We start from the raw sequence: 25742 nt of genomic DNA on the forward strand, positions 1-25742 counted from the left end.
TTACATGAAGTTAAAGTTTGATAAAGCCTTATCCCTTGTTGCGATAGGTGTATTAAGTGTCATTGGAACAGTTCAAGCTGCGCCAGTATATGAAATTGTTAATATTGAAGATTTCGACCTAAATGGCACCATTGACGGTACACGTAATGGCTATGCCATGGCGGTGAACAGTGAAGATGAAGTTGTCGGTATTTCAAAAGGTAAAAAGAAACTTAGCACCGAAGACATTGAAGGCGGCATCATTGATGTTGAAGATGGTATTTCTGATGCGGAAGAAATTACCTATTCAGTATTAACACCAATAGAGGCAAATAACTTCACCGTCACTACCAGTGCAAATGCCGCTGAAGGCGCTTGGAAACCTTCATTTTATAGCCTAGCTGGTACTACTAATCCTACTGACGAAGACAGTGATGGTGAACTAGTTGTTAATTCAATTGATAGCTTCTTCTATGGCCTTAACAGTAATGGCACCAAAGTAGGTGCTTATACTGGCGTAGAAAAAACCTTAGCTTATGAAGGTACCAGTACCACCCAAGAGCTTTGGTATTATCGTGATTTTGAACTGCGTGCTATCGCAGTGAAAGATGACGTCGAATATTCATTGCTTCCTCCTTACACTACCTATGAACGTCTACAAGACGGTGATACTAGCGCTGCGACCGTTGAGTTAGGCGGTTCATCAGTAGCAGCGGACGTAAACGATAATAACCTTGTTGTCGGTTATGGTAGTACCGCATTAGTGTCATCAAGTGTTGACCGTGTAGATAGCTGTATTGCAAGCGCAGAAGACACCGATGCAGATAATCCTACGCCACTCGCTGTTTGTATTCAAGATTCTCAGTATCCAGACACTAACAGCCGTCGTTACATTCTTTATCAAACACGCGCTTTAGTGTGGGATTTAAACAACCTAGACGATACCGGTGTACCTGAGCGAACTCAATTACCGTTAGGACTGACTCCAGACGATGATTCAACGCTAATTTATACTGCCCAAGCATTAGGTGTTAACGGCAATGATGATTTGGCCGGACGCTCACATGTTTATCGTAATGGCGACACCGATAAATTATATTTTGATGCTGCTTACTGGAAAAAGAATGCCAACGGTGAATATCAATATAATTGGGTAGATATGGATGACGACGTCACTAGCTCTATCGCATATGATATTAACAATGATGGTATGTTAGTGGGCAGTTATCGCAAATATATTGGTGGTTATTTACGTGATAAATTCTTCACGTTAGATACTAATAATCCAGAACAAGGAATTGTTACGCCGAATGACTTCCAAACCACATTGTCGGATTTAAGTAGCAAACCTAAAGATATCAATAATAAAGGCCAAGTTGTCGGTTATATTGAATCAACTTACGACAAAGAAAAGCCTCGTCCAAAAGTGGGGTTCTTATTTGACAATAACACCAGTGAGTTTGTTAATTTAAATGATCGCCTTACCTGCGGTTCTAAAGGCTACGAACAGAATACCGATGGAGAGTGGGCTCGTCATCAAGTGAGTATTCAAGACGGCACCGGTGAAATTTTAAACTACAACACCGACATTCAAGTTGTTGAAGCTAATAATATTAATGAAGACGGCACTATCGTCGGTACGGCGTTTATTCGTAAACCACAATATCAAACAGATGCCATTACTGGTAATGTGCTTGTCGGTGAAAATAACCTACCGTTATTTGAACTAGACGGTAACGGCGACCCAGTGACAGCGTATTTGCCGCGAATGGTGATTTTGAAGCCAACTTCTGGTGAAGCGTGTAACACATCGGATGCCGTTGAAGAAGAGGCTTATGTACGCAAAGGTGCGGCCAGTTTTGCTTGGTTATTCACCTTGCCATTATTATGGTTACGTCGCCGAGTGAAAAAATAGGCTTACGGTAATCACAGTCATTTAGCACCTCAAACATGGGGTAGTCTAGAAACACAGAAAATCGAGGATAAATTCCTCGATTTTTTTTAACTTAATTCTCAATACTTTAATAAAAAAGCATTAAAATGAGGTTATTTTTAATTGATTTTGGTCAAAAACGTTCTATTCCTATGTTTAAGGCTTCAGCTTCATCATGTCAAACAGAAGCCTGTCACTGAAGAGGACGTATGCATGAAAAGACAGAAAAGAGATCGTTTAGACAGAGCATTTTCAAAAGGATTTCAAGCCGGAGTAGGAGGGCGTTCTAAGGAGGTTTGTCCCCATTCGAATCTGGATTCACGGTCTCAATGGTTAGGCGGATGGCGTGAAGGTATTGATGGCCGTCTTAATGGCCTATTTAATAAGTAACACTTAACTTAACAAGCAACACTTAACAAAATGCCCTCACGACGAATGTCGGAGGGCATTGAATAACGTAAATTAACGCTGTCACCACATAAGCGAGTGTATTTAGAATGTTGATGTGTCGCTGAAAACACCCACTTTCAAATCAGTTGCTGAATATATTTGACGGCCATCGACTTCCATCGTGGCATCTGCAATACCCATCACCAGTTTGCGGTGAATCTTACGTTTAATATTAAGCTTGTAAGTGACTTTCTTTGCATCGGGCAAAACTTGTCCGGTAAATTTCACATCACCGACACCTAATGCACGACCTTTCCCTTCAGCGCCTTCCCAGCCTAGGAAGAAACCGACAAGTTGCCACATCGCATCTAGGCCTAAACAACCAGGCATTACTGGGTCAGTGATAAAGTGACAATCAAAAAACCAAAGATCTGGGGTGATATCGAGTTCGGCAACAATTTCACCTTTACCATATACACCGCCATCTTGATTAATGGTAATGATACGATCAATCATCAACATATTGTCGACAGGTAAACGTGGTCTATTTGGCCCTAAAAGATTGCCATGACCACATGCGACAAGTTGCTCTTTAGTGAAACTATTAGCTTTTTCCATTTAAATCGGTACCACTTAATTGATTGATAATCCCAATAAGATAGCGAACACGTGTAAGCTAAACAACTCCGATCACTAAATAATCCGTAATCGAGCTAACAATTTAGCAAAAAAGTTCAATTCCACGTCGTCATCATCTTGTCCTGCTAATTTATCTAAACGCTGTTGTACTAATCCGTACAGCGTATTTTCAGCAAAGTCGTTCTCTTCATTGGCGACTCCAGCAGGCATTTGCATCAGTAGTTCAACCGCTTGATCCATATGCTCAATAGCATGGATATGAAATAATCCTGTATCAATGGCTTCAATTACAACAGGTTCGAGATTAAGCTGTAATACATTGGCTTTAGGCATAATAACACCTTGTTCTCCTGTTAAGCCCCGACGTTGACATAAATTAAAGAAACCTTCAATTTTTTCATTCACACCACCAATAGCTTGTACATTGCCAAACTGATCTAATGCGCCCGTTACCGCTAAACTTTGGATAATGGGCTGTTCTGCTATGGCAGACATTAAACAGCAATACTCAGCGAGTGAAGCGCTATCACCGTCGATTTCTTGATAAGACTGCTCAAACACAATATTAGCATTGAGATGTAGAGGCGCATCACGGCCAAAAATACGGTACAAGCAAGCCGAGAGGATCATCATGCCTTTTGCATGAATATTGCCACCCAGCTCTGATTTACGTTCAATATCTGCTACTTCACCGTCACCGTAATGAACAGACGAGGTAATTCTTGCTGGTTCACCGTAGGTATAATCGCCTGTATCTATAACAGTCAGGGCATTAATTTGGCCTACCATAGCGCCTTTAGTGGGCAGATTTATAAAATTGTCATCAAAACTTTGAGCCGAATATACTTCAGAGCTATTGTGACGGAACTTTAATTTTTCGAGTGCTTTCGCTATCGCAGAAGCATTTAATACAGATTGACCAGAATAAGCTTTTGCTTGTCCTAATAGCTGCCTAAACTCCAACATACTTAAGCTCAAACGTTGCTGATGTTCAACCAAACGAGAGCTATACCAAAATAACGGTAATAAACTTGATAGCTCTAACTCAACCGATTCAGCATGGGCAAGAACGTTCAGCCACTGCACATATGAAGATTCAGGATGCTGTGTCAAATCGACTTCATTACTCATTTCAGCCAGTAACGGGAAGTGACGATTAAAGTTGCGATCTTCAACACGAAGCTGACTATACGATAACCCAGAGCCCACAAGCACAATTTTACAATTAAGTGGGATCGGGGTTAACTCATTATTGATACGATAAAAACCATCGTGGATAATTTGCATCAACAAATCCCACAAGCTTTCACGCTGCCATAATGACGTTAAGCAAATAAACACAAAATGATTTGTCGCCAATGCACCAGGTTTATACACGCTGGATTTATCCGTTTTCATCATTTTCCCGAGCAGATCTGCCCGGCGAATCGTTCCTTGTAAATAACAACAAAGCGACTCTTGTTTGGCAATAATCCCCACATGTTCAGGGGGGAGTGTTTGCTGCCATTTAAACTGAATATCTCCATCTTCTTGCGACTTTTTAGTGGCAACAAGGTAATGGTTTGAAGGCGTATTCGCTTGGGTAACCAACGCATCGATAAATAGTGGTCTATCGACACCCAAAAAATCAGCAAGAAATAAATGTTGCGAATCAATTTTGCTCATTAGTTTGAAGGTATCAACAACGCGTTCTTGGCCAAGTAATATATGACTTGGGAAAAAAGCTGAAGTCGATGGATCAGGTAAATGATATTGAGGAGCGAGTTTGGCACTAGGCAATAGCGTTGAATTCATATAGTGGTAATTTAGCTGCGACAACGAAAAATAATACAATGATATTAGCATAAAGCGCCGTAAAGCCTTAGCAGATTCCACCCTTAGAGGTCATCTCATGGTTATTGAGGTGATTTCAGCCCACAAAAGCCATCCAACGGACCTCGGGGTTATTAAATAATGCTTCAATGACGACAAAAATATGAACATGCTGATTAAATGCTATGCATTCAGATGTTTTTTTTAACTTTATGGTTTACAACCAAACGCGTTACTTATATTATTCAGCCCGTTCGGAGGGATGGCAGAGTGGTCGAATGCACCGGTCTTGAAAACCGGCAACGGTTTATCCCGTTCTAGGGTTCAAATCCCTATCCCTCCGCCACATTCTAAAGTGAAAAAGCCATTGATAATCAATGGCTTTTTTGCTTTCTAGCATTTGAAAAATCATATTCTCAGACCCAAAACGGATGACTGAGACATATGTACCTATTCAGAGCCACAAATTGTACCTATTACACCCGCATGGTGTTGCCTGCTTATTTGCGTGATAAAGGCTTCGCTGCCGACATCAAAGTATCTTTGCTCACTAAACAGCGCTCAATCGCTATTGGCCGTAACCTTGTGGTTGCGGGTATCTACGACCATTAATCAGTAGCTTAACGCCACAATCACAGCCAGATGCATTTAAAGCACACGTTAATCAATTGATTAATGATGCCCGTGTAGGCTTTGTTGGGGTAACAGAAACGCTTGATGAAAACGCCAAGCCAGTGCGGGAAATCATCCAGTTTATTCCTACTCGGCCAACGCAATTAGCCCATAATAGTGCGACATATGACAATTACCCCTCATCAACAAACTTGGCTTTTTTAAATAGTTCGGGTAGTAAAAAGCAAACAAATTCAGTAGATAACGTCACATTAACGGATGCACTAATTAAGTTTATTGCGTCTAAAAAAAAGCAGTCTGTCTCAGTGTTAACGGTAAAGCAGCTAAATCAACGTATAGGCCACTTTATTGAGCGAACCCACTTAGATGATGTATTCGACATTACCAGCGCTGAGGCGATGGAATACAAGGATTGCTTGCTCGAAGAAGGGCGAAGCCATAAGAGTAACAAAGACTACCTAGCGGCGGTGTCGCAGTTCTTTAAGTGGTGCAAACTGATGCGCTACACCAGCGCTAACCCGTTTGATGAAGTGAAACTGTCAAAGCCAAGTAATCAAGCTGGGCACGATTTAGCGCGTCAGCGCTGGCAACCAGAGCAACTAAAACACGTACTGCAATCACAAGACTTTATCGATAAACAAGCCGACTTTAAATGGATAACGCTATTGATGCTCTATCACGGTTTACGGCCTTCAGAAGCCTGTCAGCTACACAGTAATGATATAAGCGTAATCGATGGCATCAACGTCATTCACGTCACCAATGAGGGCATGAGCCAACAACTCAAGACCACACAGTCAAAACGAACCGTTCCGCTACATCAAAAACTCATTGAGCTCGGTTTTATTGATTTCGTTCACACCATTATTGACCGAACATCAAAAACCAGTCAGTTTAAAAATAGTCATCTAACAAGCAGCCCATTATTTCATTATCAACCCAGCAGCGATGGCGTTTGGTCACACAAGTTCTGTCGTGAGTTTGGCAAATTACTCGACCAACTAGACTTTATCGCAGGTAAACGACCTACAGCATACTCATTCCGTCACACCTTTATTGATGAGCTTAAACAACTGCAAATAGAAGAATCGATGGTGGCACAGCTTGTTGGACACGTTTATCACAACATCACCTATGGACGATACGGTAAGCAATATGATGTGAAAACACTCAAACCAGTGGTGGATAAAGTCGAATACGTGCTGAATTTGTTACAACCCATATAAAGCGTTTGATTGAAAAGGGGTCAAGAGGAACACTTGCCGATGCGGTATTAGGCACGACATACCGCTTAGTCCGTCACTAGCTGTATCGTTTTATACTTTTTACGCCAATTTTCGCCCGTAGGATTGAAGAAACTGATTTGTATGAACGATTTTTTGATTTAATTGGTCACCGTAGGATGGAACAAATGACAGCAGTCAGTCAATCCTGAGTGACTTTACACACAAAATTTGCTCTCACAGTGTTAACAATCGGCTGAGAAATCGAATTTTCACCTTTTCGCGTTAATTTCACGTAACTTTTCACGTAAAGAATGCAATTTAAACCGCTTCGCACTCAGTGAGTGCGAAGCCAAAGCAGCCCACAATTATGTGGGACTAGTACGTAACCCGGTACGCTCCTATCCCACTTTTGTTCCAAAAGGTCGGATAGGAGCTACGGGCAAGGGAGGCTGGGTATCTCAAAAAACACATAAATCGAGCTGGAAATGAATGTTTTTGTCATATAAGGAAAGTAAAGTTAATCAATGTAGAATTTTTTTAGCTTTTTGACTGTAAAATGCTACGATGTCAAGTATTATAAGGATAGCGTAAATCAATTTGTAAATGTGCAGTATACAAATTTGAATGTGTCCTAAACGGTGTTTTAAACAATTTTTTAAGAGAGAAAAATGGAAAATATACTTCAATTTCAAACAGCTTTAGGCTCTTTGGTTGATATTGTTCCAGAGCCGAAGAAAGTAAAAAGAAAAACTCATAGCATTAAATTATCTTATGATTTGAACAATAGTAATGTTTCTTCTGCTTGGGCAGATAGCATTTATGAAATATCAAAGTCATTTGATCGTCTTGTTGATGATGAAGCTCGTCAAGCTAAAAAAAATGTTTTCAAAAGTTACTTTAAGTCATATGAACATACTATAGATCTTGGAGATAAAATCTCTCTGAATGAACTTATTGATGCTATTAATGAATTTGATGCACATTCTAATCAATTACGTTTAAAAAACTCAAGGAAGGTCGAGACAAAAAAATGAGTGAAAATGGAGCAGGAAATACTGAAAAAAATAACGTTCAAGAGAACGATGAACCTGAATCAATAGAGGGTGTTCTCGAAAGGGTATCAGTAAATGATCCAGAAGCTGGAAGAGTTTTGAGCCAGTATATAGAAGTACATACTTCACATCGTGGACCTATGCCTTCACCCGATGACCTTCAAAAGTATTCGGTTATACTTCCTGAACTCCCAGATCGCATGATGTCGATGGCTGAAAATAGCCAAACTGAAAAAATAAAACAACACTCGAAAATTTTAGAGCTTAAAAGTAAAGAGATAGAAGTTCAAAAATTGGAAGTCGAACAATCTGATGCTGCTCACAAAAGAGAAATATTTACTCAACAGCTTTCACTTATATTGGCTTTTATTGTAGTTTTAATTTGTATAGTAGGGGCGTTTTATCTGGCTTTAAATGATAAAACCGCTGTAGCCTTGGTTATTGGTGGCACAACAGTTGTAGGCATTGTTGTCGCTTTCTTAAAGAATAAAAACTCAACCAAGAGTCCTGATTAAATGTTATTTAGTGTTGGTCAATTTTTTATTTATACTTAAGATTCGGTTTTATTATTTAAAGTAGAATAATCATAAATTATACGATAAATATTTAAATGTCACATATCGACTACGAATGTTCACAATTTGAGATGTGATTTTTCTATTAGTTGTTGATTATAATGAATTTTAGTTTTATTTTGTGGCTGGTTTCTTGGGTTCAAATCCCTATCCCTCCGCCACATTAAATGAAAGAGCCTGCTTATCAAAGCGGGCTTTTTTGTGTCTGTAATAGTTTTGAACCTAGGGTTCCTATTTTTCAGATCGCTATCCATCCGCCACATTCAACAAAAAGGCCTTATCGAAAGATAAGGCCTTTTGTTTGGGCGAAAGATAGGACTTTGAACCCAAGGGCTCCTCTTTGTTACAAGCAAGCTATCCCTCCTCAAGATTCAAGTGATGATTGAGTTTTATTGTGGTAAATCTTTGAGGCAAAGCTAACTCACTTTTACCTCAAAAGACTTATCCAGGTATTAACTGGCATTAGGCAGGATGTTCTTGCTTAGTAATAAGCCTGCACTAGGCCAATAACGCAGGCTTACAAAATGAAGGTGGCGACTTTCTTGCTCAAATCTGTTGCACGGTCTTTGAGCATTTTAGCTTGGTTTAGATGGGTCATAGCCGATGAGGTGATCTGATCGGTGACATCTTTTATCGCGACTGTATTCTTCGTTATTTCGCTCGTCACCTGTGTTTGCTCTTCTGCTGCGATGGCAATTTGTCCCGCCATGTCAGAAATCACATTCACCGCTTGGGTGATCTCTTCGATAGCTTGTGCTGCAGCGTTAACATCATCAACACTGTTACTCGCCAATCCCTTGCTACTATCCATCAAGTTAACTGCTTGTTTCGTGGTATTTTGCAAGGTTTCGATAGTGGTATAAATCTCTGCGGTAGAGTCTTGAGTTCGGTGTGATAACACTCGCACTTCATCTGCAACCACGGCAAAACCTCGACCTTGCTCACCAGCACGTGCAGCTTCAATGGCCGCATTTAATGCCAATAAGTTAGTTTGCTCTGCAATCCCCTGAATCGTAGTTAAAATGCCAGAAATTGCTTGTGCATGAACGCTTAATTCACCCATCACTGTCGTGTTTTCATCAACTTCCAATGCTAATGAATTAATGGTGGTGCGGGTTTTATCGACCAAAGCTTTACCTTGAGTACTGCTTTGGGCTGATTGCTGCGCCGCCGCGGCAGTACTTTCAGCATTAGTAGCAATTTCCTGAGTTGCGCTCGACATTTCGGTAACTGCAGTGGCAACCATTGCCACTTCTTGTTGTTGGCGTTGTAGTTCATCGACACTAGATTGGTTTGTGAGCAGACTCTGCTCTGCATCTAAATTCAGTTCGGTCGCCAGTTGACGAATATGGCTGATCAGTTGATGTTGACTGCTCACAAAGCGGTTAAAGCTGTCTGCTAGCACGCCGACTTCATCTTGACTGTCGACTGTGATGCGTTGGGTTAAATCACCATTGCCGTCAGCGATGCGTGATAAGGCTTGAGACACTCGGCTTAATGGCCCAAGTAACAGGCTTAATAACCATGAAATCGCTAGCACACTGATAATTAATACTAATATAGCCAGCCCTAATTGGGTTAACATTAAACTGGTCAGTGGTGCTTCTAGAGTTAGTTTGTCGAGTACAAAAACGAGTTGCCAATCGGTGTTAGGGATCTCAACACCCCATAGCAGTTTATCTCGGCCTTCAGAGTCAAAATAAGCTGAAGCAAATTGACCTGACTGGCGGCTCGATTGGATTAATTGACTGTTTAGCTGAGCGTCAATATCGGTAACTTTGCCCATCAATTTACTTGAATCTTTATAGGCAATTACGGTACCGTCTTTATGCATCATGATGGCATAGCCGTTGGCTGGCAGCGACATTTCGTTGACGCTATCCACTAAACTGGCAATCGATAAATCACCACCGACAACGCCATTGCGGGTCGGTTGAGCCATAGTGACGATCGGTACTTTAATGGCCACACCCATGTAAGGCTTGGTCATAATTGGCCCGCCTGCTTGTTGCGTTTGACGGTACCAAGGACGGGATCTAGGATCGTAGCCGGTACGATCAATGCTCGGATCTGCGTCGACCATGACGCCATTGCTGTTACCGAAATAGGCCAGCTGAAAATCGCCGGAGATTTGTGCTTGCTGCAAGGCATTGAGCGCATCACCTTCGACCTTAGTGGCGACAGAAGAGATGACTCGTTGGCGATCAGCCAACCATTCTCCAATTCGCATCGCTTGTTGTTTACCAGATTGGTTTACCTGATCAACACTACTTTGCAGTAACAAGGTTTTTTGGGTGGAATAGCTGTGCCACGATAGCAGTCCAATGACAACCGCAAGGGCGAGGACAACCGATAACAATATCTTTTTCTTTAGTGAATATGACTTCATATTGAGTGCTAATACTGTTGTTGAATTAAATTGAAAAACGGAAATAAATACAGCCATTTGGTAGCTGAATTTAGAATGTGAATGGAGATGGAGAACCATCTGAATCGTGTAATTATTTTCGCATACATAATAAAAAAACGAAATAAAAGTCAATGATTTACAGTGTAACCTTGATCTGTGTAGCGATTAATCAATATGATTGACTAATTAAGAATATTTATTTGTAGTTGAAATATCAGCCAATGTAAAACCCCGCAACTATATAAATCTCACTTGTAATATCCTTGTTTGAAATCGTTACATCTAGTACCGTTTCAATTTAGTTTTGATCGATTGAGTTACCATTCCAGTGGTAGCTCATCGGTTTTTATTAACACTTTCAAAGAACGACTTTCTCTCGGGGTTCTGCTGATCAATTCGTCTGTTTCTAACTTCAAAATTGTCTGATGAACCGTAGGAGCTGAAACACCAAAGTACTTCTGGATATCAGCCTGAGCTGGCGGATAACCGTTCACTTTGCTGTAATAATAAATAAAAGCGAGGTATTGGCCTTGCTTCACGCTAAATGCGGGGTTAATGTTTTTCTCTGTGGGGATCGACATTCTCAAGGCTTTGTGATCAATTATCGTCTTTGATGGTTGAGAGTATCATGCCATGAATATCACTTACCTTGTAGAGTTGACCCAAGAAGAACTGCACTCCTTAAAGATTTTACTAAGCAAAGGCATACACAATGCTCGCTTGTTAAAACGAGCCAACATTCTGTTGCTTGCAAACGAACATAAACACAGTAATAAAGACATCGTTGAGTTACTCAATACCAGTACCTCAACGATTTACCGAACAAAAAAACGGTTCGTTGAAGACGGACTGGAAGCTGCACTCGCCGAAGGGAAACGAACAGGGCAACCCAAATTACTCTCAGCCAATGAAGATGCTAAATTGATCAGCATTGCTTGTAGCGAGCCACCAGATGACCGCGTTCGCTGGACATTAGCGCTCATCGCAGACAAATTAATTACGCTGACAGAACTTGAAAGCGTATCGCTGGAAACGGTCCGTCAACGACTGAAACACAATGAATTACATGCCTATGCATCTGAGTCAGTTTTGGCCTATTCTTATAGTATAAATCAAGACTAGAAGTGAGATTTGCTATGAAAATGCCTGAAACGAGTTTTTTTGAATGGCAACGTCAATTCAGCTCTGAAACTGATTGCTTAAATCACATTAAGAAAATGAGATGGCCTAATGGTTTTGTTTGCCCTAGATGCTCTTGTGAGCATGCCTATGAGCTTACAACCCGCAATGCATATGAATGCAGTCAATGTCATAAACAAACATCGGTCACAGCAGACACATTATTCCACGGTAGCCGTATTCCTATCACTAAGTGGTTTTGGGCTATCTACTTTTTAGGCTCAGATAAAGGCAGTATTTCAGCATTAAGACTGAGTAAGCACATTGAAGTTAATTGGCGAACGGCACGTTTGATATTAAGTAAGCTGAGAACAGCTATGGGCCATAGAGACAGCTTATATAGACTGTCAGGGGTCATTGAAATTGATGATGCGTTAGTGGGTGGCAAAAGCAAGGGCAAGCGTGGACGTTGAGCCGGAGGTAAAAAACCTGTTTTAGTTGCCGTTGAAAGCAAAGGAAAAAGAGCTGGATTTATTGCTATGCAGGCTGTAAATAGCGTTTGCCATGATAGTGTTGAAAAGTTCGTTGCCAAACTCTTAAGATACAGCAAAAAGTGCATACAGACGGCATACCTGCGTTAAACATTATAGATAAGACTCAACAACATGAAGCGAGGGTTACCCCCAGTGAGCTTGTTGATGAATGGCTCCCCTGGGTTCATATTGCCATTGGTAACTTAAAAGCATTTTTACTTGGGACATTCCATGGTGTTTCGGGAAAGTACCTACAAGAATACCTGAGTGAGTTCTGTTATCGGTTCAATCGTAGACAAATGGAAAGAGAAATACCTAACAGATTGTTAAATTTGGCAATAATTCACACGCCAATACATTCTTACTGAGCCAAGTGCATAGGCATGATGAATTAAAACCATGGCAAAAGAAGATGTGGTGTATTGGCGAGTTAAACAGCGACTTCATTGCGCAGATGGAAGAGGTGCTGGAAATTTATGCTATGCCTGCGGATGAAAAACATCCTGTGGATAATTTTGATGAAGCAATGAAACAACTGGTGTCACATGTAAAACCGCCCAAATTAGCTTCACCAGGGCACTTAGCTAAAGATGATTACGAATACCGGCGTGAGGATGTGGCCAATATCTATCTGATGTACGACAGGCATCGAGGCTGGCGGCATGCTAAAGCAACTGCAACCAAGAAACGAGAGGACTTTGCAGCGTGTATGCGGGATTTGGTTGATGTTCATTATCCTGATGCGGATAAAATCCACGAGGTTTTAGACAACTATACCCATGATCAATGAAGATGCTTGATTTTTTACCAATGAAGATCACCATACCCCTCATGAAAAACATCAAGTTGACCATCGAGCAAAAAATAGATCTTGAAGCCCTTCACGACGAGAGTCGAGATGGGCGTGTTCGTGATCGAATTAAAGCCGTTTTACTTCGCTCTGAAGGCTGGTCAACACCGATGATAGCTCAGGCCTTACGACTGCATGAAACAAGTATCGTTAGGCATATTGATGATTACGTCAGTAAAAATAAGTTAGACCTGAAAATGGAGGTTCACGACCTTATTTGAGTGAAACACAAACTGATGAGGTTATGGCTCACCTGATGTTAAACACTTATCGCTGCTCGTATGAAATCATTGAGTACATATGGAGAAACCATGGGCTGCGCTTCTCTATTCCAGGTTTAAATAAATGGCTTCATCAGCATAACTTTAGCTACAAATACCCTAAAGGCGTCCCTCATAAGTTTGATGAAAAAAAGCAAGCCGATTTTATTGAGCAGTACACTAAGTTAAAGTCTGAAGTAGTTGATGAGCCTATATTGTTTATGGATGCTATGCATCCAACTCAAGCGACAAAAGTAAGTTGTTACCAATAAATAGCATGGCCACTCATTCCAATTGGCTAAGTAGTAAACACTCGACTAGGCTTTAATTACGTTTTATCGACATGGTAATCTAAGATGGCTAGACCAAGACAAACTATCGTTAGCCTAGAAGATACACCTTACTACCACTGCTGTTCTCGTGTGGTACGTAAGGCATTCTTGTGTGGAATAGATAACTCAACGGGTGAAAATTATGAGCATCGGCGTGAATGGGTTGATTCGCGCATTCTAGAGTTAGCGACCGTCTTTGCTATTGATATCTGTGCTTATGTCGTGATGAGTAATCACTTACATGTGGTTATAAAAGTCGATGCTGACAAAGCGAAGCTGTGGTCAGATAAAGAAGTGTTTATACAGTGGCACAAAGGCTTTAAAGGCACGTTACTCACACACAAATACCTAAAAGAAGAGGAGCTTAATCAGTTTGAGCTTCAAACGGTTAATGAATGCATTACCGAATACCGTAAGCGCTTAATTGATATCAGTTGGTTTATGCGTTCACTCAGTGAGCCCATCGCCAGAATGGCCAACAAAGAAGATAAGTGTACAGGTAGATTCTGGGAAGGTCGTTTCAAATCTCAAGCTCTGCTTGATGAAGCCGCAGTATTAGCCTGTATGGCCTACGTTGATTTAAACCCAGTCAGAGCTAACATGGCTGCAACTCCAGAAACCTCAGATTACACCAGTATTCAGCGCCGTATAAATTCAGCGATGAAAGGCGAGCAACCACCAGAGCTATTACCGTTTGTGGGTAATGAACGACTCAACATGCCTAACGGGCTCATGTTCAGCGTGAAAGACTACATCGTCTTAGTTGAAGATACCGGTCGGATTATTCGAGAAGATAAACGTGGCGCCATTAGTTCAAGCAGTCAGGACATACTGAATAGGCTAAACATCCCCGCAGAGAATTGGCTTAAAATCACTACAGAGTTTGGTACATTATTTAAAGGCGCTGTCGGCGCATTACCTGCCTTAACCGAATACTGTGAGCATTTAGACCGAAAACGACGACAAGGCGCGGCAAATTGTCAGCGCTGGCTGTGCGCTTAAGTCATAATCCCCAATCAAATTACAATTCATCTTACACTTGATGACTATCAAGTTTTCCTGCTGTGCCGAATTTTGAAAAAGACTGGCAAACCAGTTGCTTAGCGCTAATTTTTTAGTCATATCGATAGGGATAGGTGAGTTGAGCATATCGACTATACCTCTCGCCAAAGCCATGAAAACGAGTTATGTTATTTGTTAAAAAATGGGTGGCTTAGTTTTTATTTCGATAGGGATAGGTGAGTTGAGCATATCGACTATACCTCTCGCCAAAGCCATGAAAACGAGTTATGTTATTTGTTAAAAAATGGGTGGCTTAGTTTTTATTATTCAAAGGCGAGTAACAAATTGATCGAGTCGTTGTCTTTCATTACCGTATTTATAAAAACTACAGGTTTAGCTATGCTGGCTATTGGCGGGCTTTGGGCTTCTGGATTGAGCTTCGAAAGTATTTCCATTGTGCCCCAAGAAACCTCGTCAACTCGCTTTCTTTGTTAACAGACTCTTCGTACTAGAGCTGTCATCTAGCCAGGTATATGGACCACAGTGAACTCCTCGTGGCTTTATCTTCGCTCGGATCAAAGGTTTTTGCCTATTTATTGAAGCTCACCCAGCTAAAGGAAGGTGAGCTTCAATAAACAAAATCATGCTGAGGTAAGCTAGGCTCATGACAATATCATCGATAAATACCCACCGATTAGTGCTAGAACGGTCGTGAATGCATAGCTCACTGGATAGGGGACTGCGGCAACTGAACTGTGCGATTCTTCCATGATTGCATTTAGGCTTGGAGTGCTGTTTCGTCCTCCTGCCGCGGCGCCGTCTGAGATTATTGTATTCAGACCAAATACCTTTATCCCGATCCAGAAGGCAACAAGTGGTGGAATAAGCGCCCCTGCAATACCGATTAGTACAATCCATAGAATCGTGTCGCCTCCAAAGGCTGTCATGACCTTAGATCCTACGTTGGCGGCTAAAACAGCAACAAAGGCATTTAAGCCGAAGTCTTGTAGAAAGCTACGCGCCCCTTCATTTACGGGGCCGCCAAAGTTTGGGTTTCGGCTTCTAAAATAACTTACTCCTATGCCTGCCATAATAACGCCTGCTGATGTTCCTAACGCAAAAGGGATGCCTGATATAGTGATTGTGATTACCCCCACTAGATAGCCGACCAACATGGCAAACGCAAGGTAAATGACCTCCGATTTCATCGTGAATAGGATTGCATGACCGCCCAGTTGCTTTGCCGCTCTTTGGATAGCAGCATCAGGGCCGTTCAGACGCATAACATCACCGAATAGAACGTCGGTCTTAGGACCGAGAGGCAACTCGTTGCCAGCCCGAAACATTGCTTGGACTGTAACGCCAGCCGACAGCTGCAAACGAAGTTCGTCTAGGCTTTTTCCCGATATTTTGTGCGATCCCATAGTGACATCTGCAACCTCAATGGGTACATTTCGTGCCTGCGGGTCGTCTGATTCTAGGCCGATTAACTTGCCTTCCGTCTCGATCAAGTCGTGCACATCGGCACGCACTGTGATTATGTCATCTTTTTGAACTGTGGGGTCAGTTGTCATATTCAGGATCTTGCCATCACGAACTACGCGTAGGATGGGCACTTCCGGAAAGTCTTTAGCCAGTTGCGACAAGGTGCGGTCGATAAAGCTTTTGTGGGTGACGGTAAATGCACGAAGGCCAATAGACGTGAAGGTCATTGTTAATGCACCCGGAGCTCCGGGCACTGGATCGGTCCCACCTCCGCTAAAATCAGTTTCAGCTAGCTTTGCCTCGGCAACGGCGTCATAGCCAAAAATGCGCGGTAGATAGCGGATCAACATAATGGTCAATACAGTAGACAGAACATAGCTGATTGCATAAGCGGCGGCCATATTAGCACCGACCTGTTGCACTGACATGTCATCAGGTGGAATGAAGGCTCCGCTAGTTAACGCATCCTGACCGACACCCAAGATTGCGGTGATCGTATAACTTCCTGAGATCAGTCCCGTTGCATAGCCCGGGGCAAGACCGGCCAGCATTGCACCAAAAAAACATATAACCCAGTTTAGACTCCAGACAATAAAGCCGATCACAAGAAATGCTAGTCCGCCTTTTCGCAAACCAGAAAAAAATTGTGGGCCGACTTTGAGCCCAAGTGCATACATGAAAAGTAGCAGCATAAACGATGACAGTACGCCTGGAATTGAATAGGCGATGCCATAAGCAGCCTGTGCAATCATCGAAAATAATACCCCGATCAGTAGTGTGCCAGCCGTTGAGCCCAGAGATATAGTCTTGAGACTGAACTTCCCGATCAGTGTCCCCAATGCAAGCGACAACAGTATGAAGACAATAGGCTGGTTGTCCAACAGCTGAAAAAAGCCGTGAAAACCCGCCTCGGTTACCGGTTTTATCGTATCGAATACTTGCTCGATAGCCCCACCTGAGCTAGATATCGTATTTTGAGCTGATGCCGGACAGGCTACAAATAGCAGTGGTAGAGTGATAATACCGACGACCGTTTTTAAGATCGACTTAATATATTGTATTGATTTATCCATGATTAAATCCTGGCTTCGCTGTTGAGTTTGGCACCGGATTTTTTACAAGATGGTCTATCGCAGATATTATATCGTCAAGCAGCAGTTGTACCAGATCATGGCTGACACCGTGCCGAATCAAAATCCGCTGAACTATGGTGTTTTGACGGTTCGAAGGTAGAGGGTAAGATGCAATCTGCCATCCCTTCATCCGCACCCTGTCCGATAGATCATAAAGTGTGAAACCTTGCTTCTCGTCTTTCAGCTTGTAGGCTACGGCAGGAAGACCGCCGTGACCGTCATAGATCATATCGAAAAATCCAAGTGTCGCCAATTGTTTAGCCAACCACTGAGCAGTATCCGAACAGGTCTGTTGAATAGCTGTATAACCTTCCATACCCAGGCGCAAGAAGTTATAATATTGGGCTATGATCTCGCCGCCTGGTCGTGAGAAATTCAGCGCAAAGGTAGGCATGTTGCCGCCAAGGTAATCGACATAGAAAACCAATTCCTCTGGTAGATCTTCCTGTGTTGCCCAGATCGCCCAGCCAACACCTAGCGGTGCGAGACCGTATTTATGACCGGATGCATTGATTGACTTGACTCTATCTATCTGGAAATCCCAGACTAGGTCGCGCTGAATGAAGGGGGCTATAAAACCACCTGAGGCAGCGTCCACATGGATTGGAATGTCGAGTCCAAACTCACGCTCGATCGCATCTAATTCAAGACTCAGAGCCTCTACTGGTTCATAGACACCAGTGAAGGTGACTCCGAGAGTCGCCACGACACCGATAGTGTTTTCGTCACAATATTTTCGTAGGTCCTCGGGTTTTAACCCAAGCGCATCGCCCTCTAATGGTACTTCCCGAATCTCGACATCGAAATAACGTGCGAATTTCTTCCAGCAAATCTGCACAGGGCCGGTCACGATGTTTGGCTTACTTGAGTCCTTGCCCTCAGCTTCACGGCGCTTACGCCATTTCCACTTGAGGGCTAGACCGCCTAGCATTGCCGCCTCACTAGACCCGGTTGTCGAGCATCCAATCGTTTCCTGTGATTTATGTGCATGCCAAAGATCCGCAAGTATATGAACACAGCGTTTCTCTATTTCGGCTGTTTGTGGGTATTCGTCCTTGTCGATCATGTTCTTGTCAACCGCGTCTGTCATTAGCTGCTTGACCTCGTCCTCGACCCAAGTTGTACAAAATGTAGCTAGGTTTTGACGAGAATTTCCGTCGAGCATGAGTTCATCGTGGACAAAAGCATAAGCAATGCGAGGTTCGGTCCGACCTTGCGGCATTTGATACTTAGGTAAGCTTTCTTGTGAGGCATTGGTTGCATAGATATCTAGTAGGCTGGATTGATCGTTTTGTTTTACTTTATGAATGGGCATGGTTAGTTCCTCGGTTGTAAAGGTACGTTAGAGGCAGGGGAGGTGATCTTGTGCCGTTGGAGCAAAGAAGATTTTATATCTTGGTTGCTTGTGTTGTATGTGTGGCATCCATAAAAACATTGGTTAATCGCTTTACTTTACAGAAAACGTATTTCATTTTTCTTGTTCATATTTATAAGTAAGGTCTTCTAAATTTTGTTTATATTTTAGTTACATTCAACTTTTACTCCAGATATGGTTGTTCATGTAACGCGACCACACTTCCAGAGGAGTTACTCTTTTGTATTTACGTTAACGCATACGGAATTAATGTAAGCAATGGAATGGATACAACATCATCCTTTACACCATTGTTACAGTAACAACAATGAACTAGGTATTTAGTGATGTGGGTAGCATCTTTGGCTACAATATGATGACGGTAGCAGTGATACTGTGCAAGTCTCCTGCGACAGGCCAGCTGCAATTTAGAAGAGCCATTTTCAATTTACTTGCTTGTAATCAAGATGATCACAGTAAAAACTGGGCATTTTTACAGAGTGATAATGGTGAGTGGCAACCCGCACTATTTTATGATGTCACTTTCAGCCGCAATTATTTTGGCGAGCATGCTAAGTCTTTCACGGGGTTCGGAAAGCGACCACCACTTAAGGCTTTGCAAAAACTTGCTGATTCCGCAGGCTTTGCCCGTTGGTCAATTGCAGAAAAATAATCCGAGAGCTGATAACTGCTTTATCTGGCTTCGGTGATGTTGCCAAGGATTTAGAAATCCATTCGCAGACATTACCTCTGATACTTCGTTCTCCAGAAAACGCGGAGCACCTGAATCGTTCAATAGCACAGTATCGAGCTGGTCAAACAACAGTACGAGAGCTAATAGATGAGTAGCCGTCAGCGTTTATTATCTTAGACTGATGAAGCTTGGGATATTTACCTGTATTGGCAAACCCAAGATAAAGGACACTTAAACGTATTAATAAACTCATCAGCGATGTGAAGCGTTCACCATTTGAAGGTATAGGTAAACCTGAGCCTTTAAAAGAAAATTTATCTGGTTTTTGGTCACGTCGAATCGATGACACAAATAGGTTAGTTTGCGCAGTTGATAGTCAGGCAATCACGATTATTTCATGCCGTTATCATTACTAACTCAACTTTCAGCGTCGCTCATACCTTAATTGGGCGCTGGCGGAACCCACCATGATTTCGGTCTGCCAGCGGTCTGCATCGGTTTGATATATTCATTTAGCGCCCAGTAAATTATTGATGATTTTAGTGTGTCTTTCGGCCTTCAGCGTACTTTTCCCAGTCTAACAACATTATAACGTTTCAAGTTTTTTGTATTCACGACTCACTTCTGGGGGCTAACGCGCGAAGTTTAAGTTTTGTAGACTCATGTGCTTGAACCTCGCTCAATTTTTTGCAGTCAAGACTGAATGCGATAGGTCCAGGCTTATTCGCTTTCTCGACCTCTCGTTTAATGATCATTTTTAAAGTGTATACTCAAGTGAATTCAAACTGTAGGTTTTAATTTCTGAAAGTTATCATTAATTGTATCACCGAGTGTATCGGCAATATCGGGGAGGGTGATGCTAAAAAAGTCAGTGATTTTTCGTCGGAATTCTTTTGTCGTTGCGAAGTATTGCCCATTCCTCGCATGCTTATTCATTACCTTCCACAATCGTTCTATTGGGTTTAAATTTGGACTATAAGGTGGCAGGTAATGCAATGTTATATTCAGATTTTTAGCCTCTTTAACCACTAAGGCATTTCGATGGTATCCAGCGCCATCAAGCACCAAATGGATAACACCACTTGTTGAGTAACGCGCTCTAATTTGGTTTAAAAAATCGATGATGGATGCACCGTTAACCGTTTTGCTATATTGCTCAATGACCGCTTCTGTTAAGTGACCAAGTCGGATTGCACCAACCACGTTAATACGGGTTCGGCTTCCCGTCGTTTCTATCGGTTTATCAACGCCTTTTTTATCCAGCCAGCGGTGATTTTTGTGGCTTGGGTCGGATGAACCGCATCCATAAATAATAACGGTTCATCAGGGGTTAACGAGGATTTTAGTTGCTCATAATATTCAATGAAAGCCGTTTGTTTGTCTTCATCAAATTTGTGAGGAACCCCTTTAGGGTTTTTATAGCTGAACTGATGTTTATGCAGCCATTATTGAGGCCTGACACTGTGTACTTAATCTGAAATTGTTCTGCGATATAAGCGACTATTTGATGGCTATGCAAGTAGGTCACCTCACACAGGTGTGCAATCAATAGTTCAGTTTGCTCTTGACTCAGATAGCTTAAAGAGCCGCCACTATTACACGTGAGTTTTTGGTCGTGAGCATAGGCATCAATGTATCGAACTACGGTCGTTTCGTGAATACGTAACGCTTGGGCAATCATTGGCGTTGGCCAATTTTCATCGCGTAGTAAAATGGCTTTAATGCGATCACACTCACGCCTATCACTCGAGCTTTTATGTCGAGTTTCCAATGCTACTTTTTGTTCTGGCGAGAGTGTAATTTGTTTCATGGGGCTATGATGATCCCATTTGGGACAAAATCAAGCATTTTCAATGATCACGGGTATATAACAGCTGAACTGATTACTGTCTTTGGTCATCAAAGTGACAAATTTAGGATGAACAAATAGCTTCTCTTTGCCTGATTGCACTTCTTCGAGTACACCTATTTCACAAAGCTTTTTTAAATATACTGAGGCGGTTTGACGCTTTGCTAAACCAATATCAACTAAGTTCTGAATGCGACAATAAGGTTGCTCAAAAATGACTTGCACCAGCTCATAACTATAGATTTTGGGCAATTGTAGGCGAACATATTCGGTGGTGTGCTCAGTTAACTCTAGAGCTGCAGCAACTTTATGGGTAGTCCACTTAGCTGTTTGTTCTACGGCATTAAGCATAAAGATGATCCACGGTTGCCACTCCTGCTTTGTTGTCACATTAAGTAACAAGCGATAGTAATCTTGCTTATTAGCGACGATATAACGGCTTAAATACAAGATTGGTGCGCTAAGCAGTTGCTGATCGATAAGATAGAGGATATTCATAGACAGGATCTTTAGCGATAAATCTATATTTTAGATAGAAAAAAGGCCTTATTTATGATCTGATGATGGTCGCCCAAAAACCACCATGACCAATAAATAAAGCCTATGACTATTATCTCCTTAAAAAAGCAGTTCATGCAATTCTTCAATGCAGACATCCTTCAAAAAACGGCTAAGCGCACTGGATTTATACAGCGAAATCGCTCTGTTCTTCCTGAACAACTGGTGCCGAGTTTGGTTTCTGCGTTGAGCAAAGGGAACTGCCATGCTATTGCTGACTTACATCGTCAGTTCAATGGAATGTGTCTGACAGAAAAAGATAATGTGGCTTACAAGCCTTTTCACAACCAGCTCCGTAAAGCCGCCTTTCCTGATTTTATGAAGCAACTGGTTCAGTTGGCTATCGCCCAATTTGCGCGCCAACAATGCGCTCTGCTACCGAAAAAGTTGTCTTGCTTTGATGATATCTTGCTTCAAGATGGCAGCTCTTTTCATGTCCACAAGGCGTTAGCAGACGTCTACCCAAGCCGTTTTAAACGTAATCCAGCTGCGATAGAGTGCCATATGACCATGTCATTACGCACGTTTAACCCAACAGCGATGACGATAAGTGCTGATACGGCTTCAGAAAGGGCCTATCTCCCCATGGCATTGAGGATGAACAACAAACTGCTTCTGGCTGATGCGGGCTATCCTGATTTTGATCATTTCGCCGATGTGGAACGCCATAATGGTTTCTATATTTTCCGGGGGGCAAAGTCACTCAACCCAAGGGTTGTTGAAGCTAAAAATGGCAAGGGCCGCGTGCTTGCTAAGCTTGCTGGAATGAAGCTAAAAGACATAACGCGTCGCACCAACCGCTCTGAAGTCCTTGACTTAAAAGTCCGCAGAGGAAAACAGGAGTTTCGAGTTATAAGGCGTTGGTTCGCTGAAGAAAAGCGTTTTTGCATCTGGTTAACAAACCTACCACTAGAGGCTTACTCGGCCGATGACATTATGGCAATTTACCGCTGCCGCTGCCGCTGGCAGGTTGAGCTGTTGTTCAAAGAGTTGAAATCACATACAAATTGGAAGAGATTTGCAACCGCGCAGAAAGCGATAGTTGACGGCCTAGTGTGGGCCAGCCTGCTGGCACTTATCATCAGACGCAGCACAGCACTTCAGATTATGCCCTCTGTTTCGCTATTTAAAGCAGCAAAGAATGTGGACGTTTGGCTGCTGCCGATCTTTGAATGTATCTGTCATCGGGCCTGGTCAGAAATAACAGAAAAGTTAGACTGGGCGGTCTGCTATATAACAAGAAACGCACAAAAGTCACAACAGAGAAAATCTAGAAAAGACATAACGTTAGATGGGATTTTTGCAGGCCTTAATGCTTAAGGTCCAGTGTATGAGAGGATATTAAGCACGCGGCCAGTACGACCATTACCATCAATAAAAGGGTGGATTGCTTCAAACTGGTAGTGGGCCATTGCCATTTTAATCAGTGGATCGACATCATCCTGATTATGCAAAAAAGCTTCCCAGTTACTGAGTAGATCACGAATAACAGTCTCACCTGCTGGTGGGGTGTAGATAACCTCACCCGTGGCCTGATTGGTTAAACTGGTGCCAGGTACTTTATGCACGTCCATCTGCACAGACTTGATGGTACTGCAGATCTCTAATGCGGTTGTGACACATAGCGGCCGGCTGGTTAGTTCAGTAAAACCTTGATAAAGCGCAATACGGTAGCGAAGCGCTTCTTTGGTCATTGGGTCGGCTTGGCTGTCTTCTTGGGCATACTGAAACAGTTTGTCTGTGGTGGTGAAAATGTTTTCTATCTCGCTACTGCCTTGAGCTTCGAGTAAAGGTAGTAAGTTGATAAGCAGGCCTTGGTTAGGCAATAGCTCACCCGCTTGTTTTAATTCAGCAAGGGCAGGAATACAGGCTCTGAGTATAGGTAAGGTTTCGGCCAACACCCCTAGCTTGTTATCTAGTGGTAGAGGGGGCAAATGGTTGTATGCTTGTTCAGCTTGCCATTTTATGTTTAAAAAACCTTCCTTTTTCGACATATGTTGATATTGCAGTGAGCTTATGTCGATTCAATTGACATGTAAAAATCACATGTTTATAAAAGCTAATTTAATCGACATGTTTTGAGTGGTTTTGGTGTTCATGTCGATCGCTTCAACATAAAGAAGCTGCTTAACAATTTAGGCGACAACTATCTTGAAAAACACCGGAAATCCAAGACTGAAATGCTTTTTCTATTTCATCTGATTTTAATCGACAGCTAACACGTGCGATAGTGTCATGTTTTGGTATACCAGCCTCGAAAGTACCGTATTTTTTAACCAATCAAGTTTGAGATGACGAAAGTCCTCAATATCCTCTCAACCTTCAGCCCAGACAGCACGGCCGTGATGGCGAGTAAAAGGATATCGATGAGTTGATGCTTTTTACAGCGTTCAATACTAGGATCTGTATTCGAATTAAAATGTCTTAGAGAAATAGTACTCATTTTCATCTACCAAGGAAATTATTATCTCTTGATCTGATCACGACTTGTTCTAAAAGTTCAATTTATAATGATCTTGCCGTGGGTTACTAGTCGTATCTATTGTTGTGATGTTGATTTCTATCCAGTTCCATCTCATCCTATCAGTACTAGGTACTGCAACAGAAGCTTATCAAATAGCTGAAGATATTTAGTGAACAAACCATGGTAGTGATGACAATCCGTTAATTAAAGATATTTGAATAATCGGTAACTAGGGGCTGTTGATCCCTGTTTAAAATAGTCGTAATGGTCGCAAATCATACAAAGATCAACAGACTCAAATGTAGTCATTTATTTAACCTAAACTCAGTCTTTTTTTGCTGAGTTTAAAAGATATAAGAATGTAATCAAGATATTGAAATCACTACTACTAAAAGACAGGAAAGCTCCATATGTCAGACTTTGAATTGAAACACAAAACAGCCTCCAAACTATCGGAACACGTGGCATACAAAATCACACAGTGCCTAAAGTTTCTTTTAAATATATTTTATGGCACAAAATACGCTAAGCGTGCCGTGATTTTGGAAACTATTGCCGCGGTGCCGGGGATGGTGGCGGGCATGTTTAATCATCTAAAAGCCTTACGCCGGATGAAAGATGATGAAGGATGGATCCGTGAATTGTTAGATGAGGCAGAAAACGAGAGAATGCATCTGATGATATTCTTGGAGGTTGCAAAACCAAGCTGGGTTGAACGAGCGTTAGTACTGCTTGGCCAAGGTGCTTTCATTATTGTGTTTAGCTTGATTTATTTGCTGTCTTCTAAGATTGCGCATCGCGTAGTTGGGTATTTTGAAGAAGAGGCCTGTAAAAGCTACACTGAATATCTAGACAAAATTGATGCTGGTGAAGTGGAAGATGGGGGAGCCCCTAAAATTGCCATTAAGTATTACAAGTTACCGTTAGATGCTTCACTACGAGATGTGATTGTTAAAATCCGTGAGGATGAATCTAAACATCGAGATCGAAATCATTCATTTGCTGATGCGTACGAAAGTAATAATTTGCCTGCACATCAGAGTTAATCCCCTGTTTTATTGTACCTAGCAGAGTTTGATAGTCGGATTTATAACTGTTTGTTCAAACTGTAGTTGAATAGCTCATTTGGCCAAAAACCACATAAAATGCTAGACATAACGCTTGTTATGGTTGATGAGAGTGAAGGGGACAGCTAGCTCCCTTCACTTACCCTGTATAATATAATCTGTATTACCATCGTTTAGTGCAATGACCCTAGCAATGTCAATATGATGTTTATGCTTGGAGATTCTGTTATCGTGGTTGCAGGAGCTCAATATTGAAGCAAATCAAATCTTGTCATAGTACGAACTGATCCAGCTTCCGTTGAGATTGAAAAGCTTGAAGACTTAACGTATCCAATCAAAGCAGATCAGCTAAGCTTTTATCGAATCTGTGGAGAAAACACCTGATTCAAGCGC

General features: G+C 42.0%; 19 protein-coding genes, 1 tRNA gene and 8 pseudogenes. 18 read left to right on the top strand and 10 right to left on the bottom strand.

Annotated features, from left to right (window positions below; all coding sequences use genetic code 11):
• The first annotated feature begins 4 nt into the window (after nt 1-4).
• The gene (locus tag EGC80_RS12470) at nt 5-1894 is read left to right on the top strand and encodes a DUF3466 family protein (protein ID WP_124013611.1); all 1890 of its coding nucleotides are present in this window, start codon (nt 5-7) and stop codon (nt 1892-1894) included.
• 231 nt (nt 1895-2125) lie between these two features.
• Nucleotides 2126-2302: a ribosome modulation factor gene (rmf, locus tag EGC80_RS12475; protein WP_011638106.1), complete on the top strand. Its 177-nt coding sequence runs from the start codon at nt 2126-2128 to the stop codon at nt 2300-2302.
• Between the two features lie 102 nt (nt 2303-2404).
• Here rmf and fabA read toward each other — a convergent pair whose 3' ends face one another.
• Nucleotides 2405-2920, bottom strand: a complete 516-nt coding sequence (gene fabA / locus EGC80_RS12480) for a bifunctional 3-hydroxydecanoyl-ACP dehydratase/trans-2-decenoyl-ACP isomerase (RefSeq protein WP_124013610.1) — start codon at nt 2918-2920, stop codon at nt 2405-2407.
• A gap of 75 nt (nt 2921-2995) precedes the next feature.
• Nucleotides 2996-4735 carry an AAA family ATPase gene (locus EGC80_RS12485; RefSeq protein WP_124013656.1) on the bottom strand — a complete coding sequence of 580 codons (1740 nt, stop codon included), beginning with the start codon at nt 4733-4735 and terminating at the stop codon, nt 2996-2998.
• Nucleotides 4736-5009: 274 nt separating this feature from the next.
• Between EGC80_RS12485 and EGC80_RS12490 the strand changes: the two genes are divergently transcribed.
• The 5 genes from EGC80_RS12490 to EGC80_RS12505 all read left to right on the top strand — a co-directional run bounded on the left by EGC80_RS12490 (nt 5010) and on the right by EGC80_RS12505 (nt 8179).
• Nucleotides 5010-5099: transfer RNA gene (locus tag EGC80_RS12490), tRNA-Ser, on the top strand.
• Nucleotides 5100-5197: 98 nt separating this feature from the next.
• Nucleotides 5198-5365, top strand: coding sequence for a hypothetical protein (locus tag EGC80_RS22440; RefSeq protein ID WP_164839462.1), 168 nt, complete (start codon nt 5198-5200; stop codon nt 5363-5365).
• A 56-nt stretch (nt 5366-5421) separates the two neighbouring features.
• Nucleotides 5422-6612, top strand: a complete 1191-nt coding sequence (locus EGC80_RS12495; protein WP_124013609.1) for a site-specific integrase — start codon at nt 5422-5424, stop codon at nt 6610-6612.
• Nucleotides 6613-7280: 668 nt separating this feature from the next.
• Nucleotides 7281-7646: a hypothetical protein gene (locus tag EGC80_RS12500; RefSeq protein ID WP_124013608.1), complete on the top strand. Its 366-nt coding sequence runs from the start codon at nt 7281-7283 to the stop codon at nt 7644-7646.
• The gene (locus EGC80_RS12505) at nt 7643-8179 is read left to right on the top strand and encodes a DUF2335 domain-containing protein (RefSeq protein ID WP_124013607.1); all 537 of its coding nucleotides are present in this window, start codon (nt 7643-7645) and stop codon (nt 8177-8179) included. Before EGC80_RS12500 ends, EGC80_RS12505 begins: the two co-directional genes overlap by 4 nt.
• 577 nt (nt 8180-8756) lie before the next feature.
• On the opposite strand, the gene EGC80_RS12510 is transcribed toward EGC80_RS12505, so the two are convergent.
• The gene (locus EGC80_RS12510) at nt 8757-10628 is read right to left on the bottom strand and encodes a methyl-accepting chemotaxis protein (RefSeq protein ID WP_124013606.1); all 1872 of its coding nucleotides are present in this window, start codon (nt 10626-10628) and stop codon (nt 8757-8759) included.
• A 338-nt stretch (nt 10629-10966) separates the two neighbouring features.
• Nucleotides 10967-11230, bottom strand: coding sequence for a LexA family protein (locus EGC80_RS12515; RefSeq protein ID WP_233768497.1), 264 nt, complete (start codon nt 11228-11230; stop codon nt 10967-10969).
• A gap of 52 nt (nt 11231-11282) precedes the next feature.
• Between EGC80_RS12515 and EGC80_RS12520 the strand changes: the two genes are divergently transcribed.
• From EGC80_RS12520 to EGC80_RS12545, 6 genes and pseudogenes are all read left to right on the top strand, one after another.
• Nucleotides 11283-11771, top strand: a complete 489-nt coding sequence (locus EGC80_RS12520; RefSeq protein ID WP_124013605.1) for a helix-turn-helix domain-containing protein — start codon at nt 11283-11285, stop codon at nt 11769-11771.
• Nucleotides 11772-11785: 14 nt separating this feature from the next.
• A pseudogene (locus tag EGC80_RS12525) lies at nt 11786-12669 on the top strand (IS1595 family transposase).
• Nucleotides 12670-12713: 44 nt separating this feature from the next.
• A complete protein-coding gene (locus tag EGC80_RS12530; RefSeq protein WP_233768498.1) occupies nt 12714-13091 on the top strand; it encodes a transposase in 378 nt (125 codons plus the stop codon).
• Between the two features lie 41 nt (nt 13092-13132).
• Nucleotides 13133-13393, top strand: a pseudogene (locus EGC80_RS12535) (helix-turn-helix domain-containing protein); the annotation flags it as partial.
• A 14-nt stretch (nt 13394-13407) separates the two neighbouring features.
• Nucleotides 13408-13671: pseudogene (locus tag EGC80_RS12540) on the top strand (winged helix-turn-helix domain-containing protein); the annotation flags it as partial.
• A 96-nt stretch (nt 13672-13767) separates the two neighbouring features.
• Nucleotides 13768-14745, top strand: coding sequence for a transposase (locus EGC80_RS12545; RefSeq protein WP_124014322.1), 978 nt, complete (start codon nt 13768-13770; stop codon nt 14743-14745).
• Nucleotides 14746-15407: 662 nt separating this feature from the next.
• Here the strand turns inward: EGC80_RS12545 and EGC80_RS12555 are convergent.
• Nucleotides 15408-17303, bottom strand: coding sequence for an aspartate:alanine exchanger family transporter (locus EGC80_RS12555; RefSeq protein WP_124693483.1), 1896 nt, complete (start codon nt 17301-17303; stop codon nt 15408-15410).
• The gene (locus EGC80_RS12560) at nt 17296-18678 is read right to left on the bottom strand and encodes a glutamate decarboxylase (RefSeq protein ID WP_124014320.1); all 1383 of its coding nucleotides are present in this window, start codon (nt 18676-18678) and stop codon (nt 17296-17298) included. Before EGC80_RS12560 ends, EGC80_RS12555 begins: the two co-directional genes overlap by 8 nt.
• 412 nt (nt 18679-19090) lie before the next feature.
• Here EGC80_RS12560 and EGC80_RS12565 point away from each other — a divergent pair, with 412 nt between their 5' ends.
• The 3 genes and pseudogenes from EGC80_RS12565 (at nt 19091) to EGC80_RS12575 (ending at nt 19827) form a co-directional block, all read left to right on the top strand.
• Nucleotides 19091-19390 (top strand): HipA domain-containing protein, encoded by a 300-nt coding sequence (locus EGC80_RS12565; RefSeq protein ID WP_124014319.1) that lies wholly within the window; start codon nt 19091-19093, stop codon nt 19388-19390.
• A gap of 80 nt (nt 19391-19470) precedes the next feature.
• A pseudogene (locus tag EGC80_RS12570) lies at nt 19471-19566 on the top strand (type II toxin-antitoxin system prevent-host-death family antitoxin); the annotation flags it as partial.
• Nucleotides 19567-19606: 40 nt separating this feature from the next.
• Nucleotides 19607-19827 (top strand): annotated as a pseudogene (locus EGC80_RS12575) (Txe/YoeB family addiction module toxin).
• A gap of 364 nt (nt 19828-20191) precedes the next feature.
• Here the strand turns inward: EGC80_RS12575 and EGC80_RS12580 are convergent.
• Nucleotides 20192-21221 (bottom strand): annotated as a pseudogene (locus EGC80_RS12580) (IS630 family transposase).
• Between the two features lie 30 nt (nt 21222-21251).
• Nucleotides 21252-21758 (bottom strand): annotated as a pseudogene (locus tag EGC80_RS12585) (Fic family protein); the annotation flags it as partial.
• Nucleotides 21759-21863: 105 nt separating this feature from the next.
• On the opposite strand from EGC80_RS12585, the gene EGC80_RS12590 reads away from it, so the two are divergent.
• Complete coding sequence (locus EGC80_RS12590) at nt 21864-23138, top strand: IS4 family transposase (RefSeq protein WP_124014343.1); 1275 nt, start codon at nt 21864-21866, stop codon at nt 23136-23138.
• A gap of 14 nt (nt 23139-23152) precedes the next feature.
• Here the strand turns inward: EGC80_RS12590 and EGC80_RS12595 are convergent.
• Both EGC80_RS12595 and EGC80_RS23015 read right to left on the bottom strand, forming a co-directional pair.
• Nucleotides 23153-23785, bottom strand: a pseudogene (locus EGC80_RS12595) (Fic family protein); the annotation flags it as partial.
• A gap of 160 nt (nt 23786-23945) precedes the next feature.
• The gene (locus tag EGC80_RS23015; protein WP_372491521.1) at nt 23946-24098 is read right to left on the bottom strand and encodes a transposase family protein; all 153 of its coding nucleotides are present in this window, start codon (nt 24096-24098) and stop codon (nt 23946-23948) included.
• A gap of 594 nt (nt 24099-24692) precedes the next feature.
• Between EGC80_RS23015 and EGC80_RS12605 the strand changes: the two genes are divergently transcribed.
• Complete coding sequence (locus EGC80_RS12605) at nt 24693-25328, top strand: alternative oxidase (protein ID WP_124014342.1); 636 nt, start codon at nt 24693-24695, stop codon at nt 25326-25328.
• Nucleotides 25329-25742 lie beyond the last annotated feature (414 nt).

Origin of the sequence: Shewanella psychromarinicola (genome assembly GCF_003855155.1) — a bacterium.
Classification (GTDB): domain Bacteria; phylum Pseudomonadota; class Gammaproteobacteria; order Enterobacterales; family Shewanellaceae; genus Shewanella; species Shewanella psychromarinicola.

Excerpts from the sequence above, each read along its gene's own strand:
- EGC80_RS22440 (WP_164839462.1), top strand. The coding sequence starts at position 5,198 with ATGTACCTATTCAGAGCCACAAATTGTACCTATTACACCCGCATGGTG.
- EGC80_RS12565 (WP_124014319.1), top strand. The coding sequence starts at position 19,091 with ATGATGACGGTAGCAGTGATACTGTGCAAGTCTCCTGCGACAGGCCAG.
- fabA (WP_124013610.1), bottom strand. The coding sequence starts at position 2,920 with ATGGAAAAAGCTAATAGTTTCACTAAAGAGCAACTTGTCGCATGTGGT.
- EGC80_RS12590 (WP_124014343.1), top strand. The coding sequence starts at position 21,864 with ATGACTATTATCTCCTTAAAAAAGCAGTTCATGCAATTCTTCAATGCA.
- EGC80_RS12530 (WP_233768498.1), top strand. The coding sequence starts at position 12,714 with ATGTGGTGTATTGGCGAGTTAAACAGCGACTTCATTGCGCAGATGGAA.
- EGC80_RS12505 (WP_124013607.1), top strand. The coding sequence starts at position 7,643 with ATGAGTGAAAATGGAGCAGGAAATACTGAAAAAAATAACGTTCAAGAG.
- EGC80_RS12605 (WP_124014342.1), top strand. The coding sequence starts at position 24,693 with ATGTCAGACTTTGAATTGAAACACAAAACAGCCTCCAAACTATCGGAA.
- EGC80_RS12545 (WP_124014322.1), top strand. The coding sequence starts at position 13,768 with ATGGCTAGACCAAGACAAACTATCGTTAGCCTAGAAGATACACCTTAC.
- EGC80_RS12485 (WP_124013656.1), bottom strand. The coding sequence starts at position 4,735 with ATGAATTCAACGCTATTGCCTAGTGCCAAACTCGCTCCTCAATATCAT.
- EGC80_RS12515 (WP_233768497.1), bottom strand. The coding sequence starts at position 11,230 with ATGTCGATCCCCACAGAGAAAAACATTAACCCCGCATTTAGCGTGAAG.
- EGC80_RS12560 (WP_124014320.1), bottom strand. The coding sequence starts at position 18,678 with ATGCCCATTCATAAAGTAAAACAAAACGATCAATCCAGCCTACTAGAT.
- EGC80_RS12500 (WP_124013608.1), top strand. The coding sequence starts at position 7,281 with ATGGAAAATATACTTCAATTTCAAACAGCTTTAGGCTCTTTGGTTGAT.
- EGC80_RS12520 (WP_124013605.1), top strand. The coding sequence starts at position 11,283 with ATGAATATCACTTACCTTGTAGAGTTGACCCAAGAAGAACTGCACTCC.
- rmf (WP_011638106.1), top strand. The coding sequence starts at position 2,126 with ATGAAAAGACAGAAAAGAGATCGTTTAGACAGAGCATTTTCAAAAGGA.
- EGC80_RS12555 (WP_124693483.1), bottom strand. The coding sequence starts at position 17,303 with ATGGATAAATCAATACAATATATTAAGTCGATCTTAAAAACGGTCGTC.
- EGC80_RS12510 (WP_124013606.1), bottom strand. The coding sequence starts at position 10,628 with ATGAAGTCATATTCACTAAAGAAAAAGATATTGTTATCGGTTGTCCTC.
- EGC80_RS12470 (WP_124013611.1), top strand. The coding sequence starts at position 5 with ATGAAGTTAAAGTTTGATAAAGCCTTATCCCTTGTTGCGATAGGTGTA.